The organism is Bacteroidia bacterium (assembly GCA_041391665.1).
Taxonomy (GTDB): domain Bacteria; phylum Bacteroidota; class Bacteroidia; order J057; family J057; genus JAGQVA01.
The window spans coordinates 950568-962424 of the sequence record JAWKNO010000002.1 but is presented as its reverse complement, the minus strand read 5'-3'; the positions used below and the strand labels follow the sequence as shown (position 1 = coordinate 962424).

General features: G+C 46.7%; 13 protein-coding genes. 6 read left to right on the top strand and 7 right to left on the bottom strand.

The genetic code is table 11. The features are described 5' to 3' along the window. Nucleotide 1 precedes the first annotated feature (1 nt). The 6 genes from R3D00_15645 to R3D00_15620 all read left to right on the top strand — a co-directional run bounded on the left by R3D00_15645 (nucleotide 2) and on the right by R3D00_15620 (nucleotide 5329). Nucleotides 2-1480 (top strand): radical SAM protein, encoded by a 1479-nt coding sequence (locus R3D00_15645; GenBank protein MEZ4774619.1) that lies wholly within the window; start codon nucleotides 2-4, stop codon nucleotides 1478-1480. A 4-nt stretch (nucleotides 1481-1484) separates the two neighbouring features. Next, the gene (locus R3D00_15640; GenBank protein MEZ4774618.1) at nucleotides 1485-2279 is read left to right on the top strand and encodes a class I SAM-dependent methyltransferase; all 795 of its coding nucleotides are present in this window, start codon (nucleotides 1485-1487) and stop codon (nucleotides 2277-2279) included. A 56-nt stretch (nucleotides 2280-2335) separates the two neighbouring features. Next, nucleotides 2336-3703, top strand: a complete 1368-nt coding sequence (locus R3D00_15635; protein ID MEZ4774617.1) for a radical SAM protein — start codon at nucleotides 2336-2338, stop codon at nucleotides 3701-3703. After that, complete coding sequence (locus R3D00_15630) at nucleotides 3700-4113, top strand: hypothetical protein (GenBank protein ID MEZ4774616.1); 414 nt, start codon at nucleotides 3700-3702, stop codon at nucleotides 4111-4113. The genes R3D00_15635 and R3D00_15630 overlap by 4 nt, the downstream gene beginning before the upstream one ends. A gap of 8 nt (nucleotides 4114-4121) precedes the next feature. Next, nucleotides 4122-4502: a DUF1801 domain-containing protein gene (locus tag R3D00_15625; GenBank protein MEZ4774615.1), complete on the top strand. Its 381-nt coding sequence runs from the start codon at nucleotides 4122-4124 to the stop codon at nucleotides 4500-4502. 83 nt (nucleotides 4503-4585) lie between these two features. Then, nucleotides 4586-5329, top strand: a complete 744-nt coding sequence (locus R3D00_15620; protein ID MEZ4774614.1) for a class I SAM-dependent methyltransferase — start codon at nucleotides 4586-4588, stop codon at nucleotides 5327-5329. On the opposite strand, the gene R3D00_15615 is transcribed toward R3D00_15620, so the two are convergent. From R3D00_15615 to R3D00_15585, 7 genes are all read right to left on the bottom strand, one after another. Further along, the gene (locus R3D00_15615) at nucleotides 5330-6409 is read right to left on the bottom strand and encodes a twin-arginine translocation signal domain-containing protein (protein ID MEZ4774613.1); all 1080 of its coding nucleotides are present in this window, start codon (nucleotides 6407-6409) and stop codon (nucleotides 5330-5332) included. A gap of 36 nt (nucleotides 6410-6445) precedes the next feature. Next, nucleotides 6446-8143: a GMC family oxidoreductase gene (locus R3D00_15610; protein ID MEZ4774612.1), complete on the bottom strand. Its 1698-nt coding sequence runs from the start codon at nucleotides 8141-8143 to the stop codon at nucleotides 6446-6448. A gap of 40 nt (nucleotides 8144-8183) precedes the next feature. Further along, nucleotides 8184-8735: a gluconate 2-dehydrogenase subunit 3 family protein gene (locus R3D00_15605; protein MEZ4774611.1), complete on the bottom strand. Its 552-nt coding sequence runs from the start codon at nucleotides 8733-8735 to the stop codon at nucleotides 8184-8186. Then, complete coding sequence (locus tag R3D00_15600) at nucleotides 8732-9160, bottom strand: hypothetical protein (protein MEZ4774610.1); 429 nt, start codon at nucleotides 9158-9160, stop codon at nucleotides 8732-8734. Before R3D00_15600 ends, R3D00_15605 begins: the two co-directional genes overlap by 4 nt. A gap of 66 nt (nucleotides 9161-9226) precedes the next feature. After that, nucleotides 9227-10063 (bottom strand): MBL fold metallo-hydrolase, encoded by an 837-nt coding sequence (locus tag R3D00_15595; protein ID MEZ4774609.1) that lies wholly within the window; start codon nucleotides 10061-10063, stop codon nucleotides 9227-9229. Further along, nucleotides 10060-11094 carry a methionine synthase gene (locus tag R3D00_15590; GenBank protein MEZ4774608.1) on the bottom strand — a complete coding sequence of 345 codons (1035 nt, stop codon included), beginning with the start codon at nucleotides 11092-11094 and terminating at the stop codon, nucleotides 10060-10062. Before R3D00_15590 ends, R3D00_15595 begins: the two co-directional genes overlap by 4 nt. Before the next feature lie 2 nt (nucleotides 11095-11096). Continuing rightward, a complete protein-coding gene (locus R3D00_15585; protein ID MEZ4774607.1) occupies nucleotides 11097-11837 on the bottom strand; it encodes a DUF1080 domain-containing protein in 741 nt (246 codons plus the stop codon). Between the last annotated feature and the right edge of the window lie 20 nt (nucleotides 11838-11857).

Sequence of the window (11857 nt, the reverse complement as noted above, 5' to 3'; positions counted from 1 at the left end):
TATGGCAAAAATTTTACTAACGCCTTCCTATTTCTACCGGTTTGACCCCAAACAATGGAAAACTGCGCAACCTTATCCTCCTCTGGGTACGATATATGCTGCTGCGGTCATGCGGGAAGCCGGCTACGAAGTTGCCCTTTTCGACAGTCATCTCTCCAGTGGCCCTGAAAACATTCTACCTGTTCTGGAATCTGAAAAACCAGATTACCTGGTGATCTACGACGATGGATTTAACTACCTGACCAAAATGTGCCTGACTGTCATGCGCGAAGCTGCTTTTCGTCTGGCCGAATATGGAAAAACGCATGGATGTACCGTCATTATTTCCAGCTCTGATTCTACTGATCATTATGAAAAATATCTTTCAAAAGGAGCGGACTATGTGATCATGGGAGAAGGAGAAATCACGCTTCAGGAATTGATAGACGGGTTGGAGAAAAAAGCTGTACCCGTGTCTTCAATTGCGGGAATTGTCTTTTCAGATGGCAAAGAAGTGATCGCAAATCCCAAAAGACCCGTGCTTCGCGACCTTGACAGTTTGCCACAGGCTGCCTGGGATCTCATCGACATTGCGCCCTACCGCAAAATCTGGGAGAAAGCACATGGTCATTTTGCCCTCAATATTGCCACCACCCGCGGGTGTCCATTTAAATGCAACTGGTGTGCAAAACCCATCTACGGCAACCGTTATCACTCCCGTTCTCCGGAAAAAGTCACAGACGAAATCGAGATGCTGATCAAACGCTTTGGGGTAAATTATTTCTGGATGTGTGATGATATCTTCGGCCTGAAACCCGGATGGGTGCAGGCATTCAGAGACGAAGTAAAGCGAAGAGCGCTAAATTTTAATTACAAAATCCAGTCGAGAGTGGATCTTTTACTTCAGGAGGATACGATTGACGCATTGGCAGAATCTGGGCTTGACACGGTATGGGTAGGTGCAGAATCGGGTTCCCAAAAAATTCTGGATGCCATGGACAAAGGCACCCAGGTAACCCAGATTTTTGAAGCGAGAAAACTATTGGGAAGCAAAGGGATACGGGTGGGATTTTTTCTTCAGTTTGGCTATCTTGGAGAAAATAAAGAAGATATCAGGCAGACGATTGATATGGTATTACAACTTATGCCCGATGAAATTGGCATTTCGGTCTCCTATCCGTTGCCGGGGACAAAGTTTTACGAAAAAGTAAAATCACATCTTGGGAAAAAAGCCAACTGGGAAGATTCCGACGACCTCGCGATGATGTTTCATTCGACGTATTCTCCGGTATATTACAAACGACTGCACCGGTATGTGCATAAAGTTTACCGCCGAAAACAGGGAATAGAAAGCCTTAAAAAAGTATTTTGGGAACCGGGAAAAGCAAAATCACAGCAAATCCGCGCAGCATTGTCAACTCTTTATTATATTCCCACTTCTGTTTTGGACAAAATACAGTTGAATAAGCTCGAACGTATGGGGGAAGCTTCGAAAAATTGAGATTATGACACCTTTTGATACGATTGCAGCCGAATATGACCATAGCTTTACCCACTCAGCCGTAGGACTAATCCAGCGCCTGCAGGTTTATGCCTATCTGGAATCTGTTCTCCCCGAAAAGCAAACACTCAGAATTTTAGAACTAAACTGTGGCACAGGAGAAGATGCGCTTTGGCTTGCCAGAAAAGGGCATCTGGTAACTGCTACAGACATATCCGCTGAAATGATATCCATAGCCCGACACAAATCAGTGGTACATGGAATGGGCAAAAAAATCCAATGTAAACAACTAAGTCTGGAACAGGTAGCAGAAGGCGCGGTTCATACTCGTTTTGATTGGGTTTTTTCCAACTTTGGCGGGTTGAATTGCATTGACCCCAACAAGCTGAGTGCATTGATTGAGGAAACTGCCACACTGATGAATCCCGGCGGGAGATTTATTGCGGTCATCATGCCCAAGACCTGTATTTGGGAGTCGGCATATTTTCTCAGCAAACTTCAAATCACCCATGCTTTCCGACGGAGAAGCAAAGAGGCCGTTCAGGTAAAACTGGAATCTGAAATCGTAGATACCTGGTACCACACCCCAAGGGATGTGGTAAAACTGCTTCAACCCTTGTTTGATGTTCAGGCATTAATGCCTGTCGGATTCGCTGTTCCGCCTTCTTATATGAACCCCTTTTTCAGCAAACGCCCCCGACTCCTGCGCAGACTTGCTGCCTGGGACAAAAAGCTTGCAGAAAGGCCCGGGCTTTCTCCGTTTGCAGATCATTACCTTATTGATGCCAAACTGATTTGAAAATACTACTTACACACGGCTATTTTTTGAATGAAGACCCTAAGGAAAGGGAAATAATGCGGCCCTATCCCCCGCTGGGTATTCTCTATATTTCGGCATGGCTGGAAGAAAACGGGCTGAAAAATACGATTTTCGATACTACCTTTTCCGCACCTGCACAATTGTTTGATTATATCCTGGCTGAACGTCCGGCTTATCTGTTGGTATATGTCAATCTGATGACTAAAATCAACGTTCTGCGCCTGATCAGGTTTGTGCGTAGCCAGCAGGATCTCAACCATACCAAGATTATATTGGGCGGGCCGGAAGTAAAATATCATGCAGCGAATTTTCTGGAAAACCAGGCAGATTTCCTCGTCATTGGAGAAGGAGAAGTAACGACGCTCGAACTCCTCCAGGCACTCGAAAGTGGCGAAAATGCTGATATCGCCGCCATTCAGGGGCTTGCATTCCGGGATGGCAGCGGCAACGTCGTATTTACCGAAGCGCGTACAAAGGTCAGGGATATCGACAGCCTTCCCTTTCCAGCCAGGGATAAAATAGATTTGCATCAATACATGGAGACCTGGCGTACACACCACGGTAAAAGCACCCTTTCGGTCAGCACGATGCGCGGCTGTCCTTATACCTGTAAGTGGTGCAGCCGGGCAGTGTACGGACTCAGTTACCGGCGTCGGTCGCCGGAGAAGGTAGCCGAAGAGCTAGCCTATCTACAGCAACACTACAACCCCGACTCCCTGTGGTTTGTCGATGATGTGTTTACAGTCAGCCACAAATGGCTGGCCGACTTTCGCGATGCCATAGCGAAAAAAGAGATTCATATCCCTTTTGAGTGTATCACACGCGCCGACAGGATGAATGAGGAAGTAATCAAAATGCTGAAGGAAAGCGGCTGCTTTCGTGTATGGATTGGCGCGGAAAGTGGCTCACAAAAAATCATTGACCGAATGGACCGGAGAGTGGATGTAAATCAGGTTAGGGAAATGATTATTCTCACCAGAAAACATGGCCTGGAAGCCGGCACATTTATCATGCTGGGATATCCCGGCGAAACAGAAACGGATATTGAAGAGACCATTGATCATCTCAAAATCGCCAACCCCGACCATTTTACCATTACAGTCGCCTACCCGATCAAAGGTACGGAGTTGTACCAGGAGGTTGCGGCCATACAGACCGTTCTCCCCGAATGGGCAACTTCCACTGACCGGGACATAGATTTTGTCAGAACCTACCCGAGAAATTATTATAACTGGGCAGTAAGGCATGTGGTAAATGAAGTAAATTTCCACAAAAATGGTTTAATTCACCCCCGGTATTCCTTCACAGGCCTGGGACTGAAAGCACGGTCAATCATTGCCAAAACCGGGATGTGGTGGATTCGCTCACGCAATGGACTATCAAAAACGCAGGTTGACTTATGATCAAACATACAAAAACTGTCAGAAAATTTACTTATATCACAGGCATAGCGGCGATAGTCGTAGGAATAATAGGAATTGTGTCTGTACTGAGTATACTTCAATATAGAAAATCGCAGGCTGCACAAGTAAACAAACCCTGCGCGGCTTTTATCAGCGAAGATCTCAGCCCGATCTCTTTTCAGGTAAAAGTGACACATGTTACCAAAGAAAATACCCACACTTGTTTTGAGACAGAAAATCCAGTCGCGGGAAGGACTTCATTTTGCATGTGCCTTTCTATGGACCTGGAGCGAAGATTTACGATATCTGCGGGAGATATTTTCTCAAAAGAAGCGGGGTCAGACATGGTTACTTTTCTTAAAACCGCCGGGAATCAGTCAGCTACATTTAGCTACCCATGCTGTAATTAAAAAAAATCATGGATACAACGGTCAAAGACATTGATACCTATATCAGTGAATTTCCGGAAGAAATTCAGGTCATGCTGGAACAAATCCGCGCGACGATCCGGAAGGCAGCACCTGAGGCAGAAGAGGCGATCAAATACGCCATGCCCACCTTTGTTCTGAATGGCAACCTTGTCCATTTTGCCGCATTCAAAAATCATATTGGATTTTATCCGGTTCCGTCCGGGATCAAGGCATTTGAGGCAGAACTTTCTGTGTATAAGATGGGCAAAGGTTCGGTACAGTTTCCGCTGGATAAGCCGATGCCACTGGAGCTGATAGATAAAATTGTCAGGTTCAGGGTTGTGGAAAATGCAGACAAAGCCACAAAAAAGAAGCGGTCTGGAAAATGACCGGCAAATAGCTGTAGTTTTGGAATTCCGCTTCAACAAATGTATCTTCGGGATTCTTGCACCCAATCATTCTTTAGGAAGAAATGCCTGATAAAAACAAAGGCGTAGAGATTCTCTCACCCGTTTCTGAAAATTTTGAGAAACACTACCTCAAGGTTAGAAGAAAGGAAAATCGCATCTATTCAGATGCGGAAGTACGCGAATTGCCCGATACTTTTTTTTACAACCTCCACAGACAGGAATGGGAATTGCGCCAAAAGTCTCTTCAACGTATATTTCAATACCTCAAAAAAAGAGAAAAATCCGCCCGCGTACTTGATCTGGGGTGTGGAAACGGATGGCTTTCAGGAAATCTTTCAAAACTCCAACACCTGGAAATTACCGGCATGGATGTGAATTTATTTGAACTGGAACAGGCGGAAAGAGTGTTTGATGCACCTAATCTTCATTTTGCCTACGGCAATATTTTTGAAGACATTCTGCCTTTTGCCACCTTCGATTACATTATTCTCGCCAGTGCTATCCAGTATTTTCCCAATTTACCTCAACTGATCAACCGTTGCCGGCAGTTTCTGGTTCAGGGAGGGGAAATACATATTCTGGACAGTTCCCTGTATCAGGAAAAAGAACTTGAAGATGCGAAGGAAAGAACCCTCAAGTACTATCAGTCTATCAGCTGTGAGGAGATGGCAGAACGTTATTTCCACCATCTCCAGACAGACATTCAAGGGTTTGATTTTTCGTATTTATACCGCCCGGGCGGATTTTTCAACAAAATCAGGGGCAAACGAGACGTTCCTTTCCCCTGGATTCGCATTATCAACTGATCATACCCGCACCAGCTTGATCGGATACGATTTTTCTGCATTCCACTGACATACGTAGATATTTTCTTCATTGTCAATACATACGTCATGGCAATGCATAAATACCGGCGTTTCCTGTACCATTAGCTGCAGTTCTCCTTTGCGGTACACAGGTTTTGTACCGCCGGGATTAGAAATCACCTTGTCATTTTTGTCCAGAATCGTTACAAAACCCGAACGGTTGGTCTGATTGAGGTACTTAAGCCGGGACCAGCATACGCCTGCGTAGATATTTTCACCGTGAATCACCGGCCGGCACACAAAAGCCCCCGGAAGGAAAATCGTAGAAAGATATTGCCCATCCAGTGTAAACCGCTTGAAGCTGTTGTGCACGCGGGAAGTACACAATAAGGTAGGGTTAGCAGGATTACGGCTATCTATACATACCCCGTGTGCAGTTTCAAACTGTGATTCCCCATCACCTTTACCGCCAAACTTTCGGATAAACTCCCCGGTAGCCGAATACTGAAGGATCCACTGAGAGCCGTACCCATCAGCGACATAGATATCCCCATTGGGACCAATCGCAGTTTCTGTTGGTTTAAACGGATCGGTATCTTTGTATTCGCCAATCTCTTTGGGGTGGCCGATTGTCAGCAGCACTTTTCCATCGAGGGTGGTTTTCTGAACAATCCCCAGATTGGGATCGCAAATAAACAAAAACTCCTCTCCACCGGCATTCCAAAGCGTAAGTCCATGGCCGCCAGGGTATGCAGTACCCCAGGAGTCCAGGATTTTCCCCGACTTGTCGTAGATGAGAATATTGTTTTTGATTTCATCAGTGACCATGATCAGCCGGCCTTTGCTGTCCATCATCATTTCGTGGCAATTGTTTACCGGAAATTTTGAGGGATCCTGATTTCCCCATTCTTTTTGTACACGGTAGCGATGTGAGCCGTGGCCAATAATATCTTCACTCATCCGGGGTGGAGCAGGAAGAATATTAAAGGTGAATCCAGGTGTCAGAAAAGCAGCACCAGCCAGACCGGCCGTAGCTTTGACAAAATCTCTGCGGTTGAGGGAATTGGGTTTTGATTTCATAGTGGTAGTATTCAGTAGAATCTTCAGAAATAATAATTACAAATTTCCGCGTTTGAGCTCATTTACAGCATGATCACAAGCCCGGGCAGTCAGAGCCATATAAGTAAGCGAAGGATTCTGGCAGGCGGAAGAAGTCATACAAGCACCATCTGTCAAAAATACATTCTTCGAATCATGTACCTGATTGAACTGATTCAGTACCGATGTTTTAGGATCTCTTCCCATACGGGCTGTACCCATTTCGTGGATTCCCAGCCCGGGGTAAGCACCATTGTCGTAGGTAGTTACATTTTTTAGTCCTGCGGCTTCCAGCATTTCGGCAGCAGAATCGGCCATATCTTTGCGCATTTGCATCTCATTTTCCTTAAATGAGCAATCAATGGTCAGGGTGGGTTGCCCCCAATTGTCCCTTACGTCCTGATTAAGCGTTACCCGGTTATCTTCGTAAGGCAAACATTCGCCAAAGCAGGTAAGTCCCATGGTCCATGGTCCAGGCTCGGCCATGCTTTTCTTGAATCCTTCACCAATGCCATCGACATTGGCGCCCCGTGTCCAGCTTTCACGCATACCACTTCCCTGAATTCCGAACCCACGGATATAGTCAGGATGTTTGTCTTTGACATTCCGGTACCGGGGAATATAGATTCCATTTGCCCTGCGGCCTGTATAATTTTCGTCTTCAAACCCCTCATAATAGCCTCTGGCACCTGTCATAAAATGATGATCCATCAGATTTCGCCCCAGCATATCACTGGAGTTGCCAAAACCATTTGGAAAACTGTCGGAGACGGAGTTTAGCAGAATAAAGGTCGAACCCAGCGTCGAGGCATTGAGGAAAATGATTTTTGCGTAGTATTCCAGCCACTCATTGGTTTCCGCATCAATCACCCGTACCCCCACCACTTTTCCTTGTTTTTCGTCGTAGATGAGTGAGTTGACGATTGACTGAGGGCGAAGGGTCAGGTTGCCGGTTTTCGCAGCCGCAGGAAGGGTCGCAGCATTACTGCTGAAATAACCGCCATAAGGACATCCGCGGCTACAGAGGTTGCGGTACATACATTTTCCGCGGCCATTGTGAGGCTGCGTCAGGTTTGCTACCCGCCCAATGGTCATGATCCGGTCAGACCAGTTTTCTTTGATTCTTTTGGCTACATGTTTTTCCAGACAGGTCATTTCCATAGGGGGGAGAAACTTTCCATCGGGTAAATGTGCAAGCCCTTCTGCCTGCCCGGAGATACCTGCGAACGATTCGACATAATCATACCAGGGAGCCAGATCTTTATACCTTATTGGCCAGTCAACAGCAACCCCTTCTTTGGCATTGGCTTCAAAGTCCAGATCGCTCCAGCGATAACTCTGCCTTCCCCAGATCAGGGAGCGCCCGCCTACATGGTAGCCACGAATCCAGTCAAATCGTTTTTTCTCGGTATAGGGATTCTCCTTGTCATTGACAAAGAAATGTTTGGTTGACTCAGTGAATGCATAAGTGCGACTTTGTACGTAGGAAGTTTCCGCTTCTTCTGCTGTCAGCTTATTGCGCAGGGGAAGTTCCCACGGCTTCAACATGGCAGTAGGATAATCCTTAACATGCTCTACATTTCTTCCGCGCTCCAACACCAGGGTTTTTAAGCCTTTTTCTGTCAGCTCTTTGGCTGCCCAACCGCCACTGATGCCCGAGCCTACAACAATTGCATCATAAGTAGCTTCCTGTTTTGCTTTTATATTTAAGTTCATTCGTTTTGTAAATAGGTAAGGTAATGGATAATAGTGGAAATTATACAGCCCACGCTTTTTGTCCCGGCTTCATGGGTACGCAACCTTCAAAATTTCCGGGAATGTGGAGATACTCAAGCACCTTGCTTGCGCCAACCTCCGAAGTAAAGTAGCCGAGAAGTGTCAGCTCTTTCATCATACGCATAAAAGGTTTGTCAGATCCTGACTGTTTTTTCCCGTCCTGTTCCGCCTGAAGCAGAATATCGGTTTGCGCCTGCTTATCCAGTGAGAGAAAGGGTTTTCCTCCTGCCTGGTTGATCGCTTCCAGACCTGCAAGAAAGTGATCCTGCTCAGCCTTAGGGAAATGAACCATAAACAATTTATCAATCAGCCGGTGCACAAGCACATCTTTAGCTCCGGGTGTATCCGTAGCCGGAATGATCATCTCGGCAATCTCAGCGACCAGGTCCCCTTGCTCAATGGAAAAAAACTCAGGTATCCAGTCAGGGCGGGTGTCGGCCTCACATCCCTGAAGAATGCCTGCTACAGCGGGTACCGAAAGTGCACCGCCGACAAGTATCGCTACTTGTTTTACTGCGTCTCTTCTGTTCATATTTCTGCTTTTCTTAATTTTTTTACAATCTCAATCAGCCGTCGGCTCAAAAATGGCGCCCCCGATGGCTGTATAATTTCCGCAACCATCTCATAGGTTCCTAATGAATCGGGAAGCACAATGGGGATTATGACAGATTTTTCAGTATCGGACCCTACCGAAATATTCTCCGTCGCCTCTGTCAAAATTTCTTTGCCCTGTCTAACCACCATCTTTACAGGACCTGACCATGATTTTTTTCCGCTTACAGAAACCACTACCGGAATTTCCGCCTTTGTGCCGGGGAGATACTGGTATGTATAGTCATCGATCTGCACAGAGACATGTGCCTCGTGGCTGGGGTCATTACTTCCGCAGGAAAAATAAAACAGCGCAAACACCATCGCGCCGGCAATCAGGGTAAATCGTGAGTAGTAACGCAACATATCTCAAAATATATCATTCGACCCGATAAAGAAAAAGGGAAAATCGTTTTAATTTATCAGTTATAACTAAAATTCTGCCCGTTCGCCATTTTGCAATACGCTGTATGGCTGCCTTTCGCTGTTTGCATAGTGGATAAAATACTGAGGATCAGCTGTATTAAACTCAAACATATCATAGTGGCAGGGAATCACGCATTGGGCCGATACCTCTTTAGCCAACAGGACTGCCTCTGCCGCATTCAGGTTACCGGCAACCCTTCTCTCCGGAGCGCGCCCATTGATGGGGAGAAGGAGAATGGATGGTGAATATTCCTTCAGCCGGTCTGCCAATCCCGGATACAATACCGTATCACCACTGTGGTAAACAGTCCAGTCCCCAAAAGAAAAAATATAACCCAAATAGATGTGTCGCCCTTCGGGGTCAGTTTCCAGTTCTTCATGGGCTGCGGGAATAGCCGTGATCCGGAAACCTGCTATTTCTGCTGTTTGCCCGGCTGTCATCCCTAAGGGAAAGTTGATTTCTTTTTGAATGCGGTTGGCTGCGAATATACGGTTGGCTTCAGGAATCACAAATATCGCTTGCGGATTGGCAGCAAACAGCGGAATCAGCGTTTCTCCGTCAAGATGGTCGGTGTGATTGTGGCTGGAGGTAATGATATCGATGAAGTCCAACCGCGCCGGATCCACAACTCTTTCCGTAATCCGGACGTGGGGTTTGTCGGTGGCTGAATATTTTTTCGTGAGGGAATCCGAAAGATATGGATCGATCAGCAAATGTTTTCCCTGCCACTGGATCAGAAACCCGCTTTGACCGAGCCACCATAGCCGAAAACCCGAATTGAGTTTCATCCCGGACTTTATATCGGCGATCAGTTGTTCGTCTTTTTGAAATGCGGGTTTCATCTGCCTAATGTTTTTCTTACGACACGGGCGCCTTCGACCATATTGCGGAGCTTTTGCCGGGCAGCCCAGCGGGCAGTCTGACTCAGTCCGCAATCTGGTGCGACGGCCAACCTTTCAGGGTGGACATATTTCATACACAAACGAATCCGCTCCTCAATATCCTTTACGGTTTCTATATAATAGCTTTTGACATCGACAATTCCCACCGCCACATGTTTATGTCGGCCAATCATCTCAATGAGCTCAATCTCCGCAAACTCCCGGCTTGCCATTTCTACATGGATTTCTTCTACTTTAAAATCCAAAAAATCTGGAAACATGGGAGCAATACGCCGGTAACCTACTGCCCGGCCTTTATAGTTGCCAAAACAGAGATGGGTGGAGAGCCTGCATTTTCCGGCAACAGATTCTACGGTTCGGTTAAAAATGTCTACAAACCTGCGGGTATCTTCTTTGTAGGCATAACAACTCATCGAGGGTTCGTCAACCGTAATTTCTTTGCAACCGGCGGCGACCAGTGCTTCAAGTTCTGCCCTTATCAATGGAATCAATGCTTCAGTAATTGCATAACGATCGGTGTATTGGCGATTAGGCAGCAGTCGGCCACTTAGCGTAAAGGGGCCTGGAATACTCGCCTTGAGCACGGGTCCTTCGGGGGCAAGCTTTTTAAGCCGAAGGTATTCCGCTACTACACCAAGTCCCCTCGGAGCAGTGATATCTCCCGTAATCGTGTGTTTGCCCCGCTGGTCGTGTGCAGGTGGACCCCAACGCCGGGGCGAGTGCCCCTGGGCATCAATTCCTTCCAGAAAACCATAAAAGGAGAGGTTAAAATCCAGACGGGTTTGTTCGCCGTCGGTAATTACGTCTAGTCCGGCAGTCATCTGGTCGTGAATCGCGGCAATTACGGCATCCTCCTGTATTTCGGCAATGTCGGCTTCGCCAAACTGGTCGAGGTTTTGGGAAGCAAACTCCAGCCATCCGGGAAAGGGATAGCTGCCAATAACGGTGGTTCTTATAGGAATTTCACTCACGTTCAGGGGGTTAGGGTTTTTATCTTGATATTGCGGAAAGATACACCATCTCCGTGATCCTGGAGTGCGATATGACCTTTTTTGTCTTTTCCATAGCCAGGCATATTGGCAAATTTGGTCTCTGCAACCATGGCCTCCCATTCAGGCGTCCACAACTCGTAAGAAACGACATTCTTACCATTTAACCAGTGTTCGACGTGGCCATTATTGACGATGATGGTCGTAGTATTAAATTCTCCTGCGGGTTTGGCTGCCAGTTCGGAAGGAGCCTGAAGGGCATAATTGGCGCCTGATTTTTGGGTGTCATCCAGCGGATCGGGGTAATTGACATCGTCGATGATCTGAAACTCGGGTCCTGTTTCGTAGGTCGTAGGGTATTGTGGATCTTCCGTTACACCAAAAAATATCCCGCTATTGCCCTGAGGCTCGACTTTCCACTCGATCGCAAGCTCGAAATTGTCAAAGGTAGCATCAGAAACCAGGTCGCCATTTCCTCCCGGCGTAGTAAGCGTTCCGTCTTTCACTGTCCAGCCGGAGACGCTGTCTTTCAGGTAAGAATGCCAGCCATCAGTGGTTTTTCCATCAAAAAGCAATTGCCAGCCGGCGGTTTTTTCGGTATCGGTAAGCGCATTCATCTGAATTTCTCCCAATAGTGTTTGTGTATTCTCCGAATCATCGTCCTTGTCTGGCTGACAGGAAAACAACACACATAGAACCAGTAAAAATGGGGTGAGATTTTTCATTATTTACAATTTAGGTACAG

What these genes read in the sequence shown, in the direction of transcription:
- R3D00_15610 (MEZ4774612.1), bottom strand. Translation starts at nt 8,143, where the DNA reads ATGAACTTAAATATAAAAGCAAAACAGGAAGCTACTTATGATGCAATT.
- R3D00_15630 (MEZ4774616.1), top strand. Translation starts at nt 3,700, where the DNA reads ATGATCAAACATACAAAAACTGTCAGAAAATTTACTTATATCACAGGC.
- R3D00_15585 (MEZ4774607.1), bottom strand. Translation starts at nt 11,837, where the DNA reads ATGAAAAATCTCACCCCATTTTTACTGGTTCTATGTGTGTTGTTTTCC.
- R3D00_15605 (MEZ4774611.1), bottom strand. Translation starts at nt 8,735, where the DNA reads ATGAACAGAAGAGACGCAGTAAAACAAGTAGCGATACTTGTCGGCGGT.
- R3D00_15620 (MEZ4774614.1), top strand. Translation starts at nt 4,586, where the DNA reads ATGCCTGATAAAAACAAAGGCGTAGAGATTCTCTCACCCGTTTCTGAA.
- R3D00_15640 (MEZ4774618.1), top strand. Translation starts at nt 1,485, where the DNA reads ATGACACCTTTTGATACGATTGCAGCCGAATATGACCATAGCTTTACC.
- R3D00_15595 (MEZ4774609.1), bottom strand. Translation starts at nt 10,063, where the DNA reads ATGAAACCCGCATTTCAAAAAGACGAACAACTGATCGCCGATATAAAG.
- R3D00_15625 (MEZ4774615.1), top strand. Translation starts at nt 4,122, where the DNA reads ATGGATACAACGGTCAAAGACATTGATACCTATATCAGTGAATTTCCG.
- R3D00_15600 (MEZ4774610.1), bottom strand. Translation starts at nt 9,160, where the DNA reads ATGTTGCGTTACTACTCACGATTTACCCTGATTGCCGGCGCGATGGTG.
- R3D00_15615 (MEZ4774613.1), bottom strand. Translation starts at nt 6,409, where the DNA reads ATGAAATCAAAACCCAATTCCCTCAACCGCAGAGATTTTGTCAAAGCT.
- R3D00_15645 (MEZ4774619.1), top strand. Translation starts at nt 2, where the DNA reads ATGGCAAAAATTTTACTAACGCCTTCCTATTTCTACCGGTTTGACCCC.
- R3D00_15635 (MEZ4774617.1), top strand. Translation starts at nt 2,336, where the DNA reads ATGCGGCCCTATCCCCCGCTGGGTATTCTCTATATTTCGGCATGGCTG.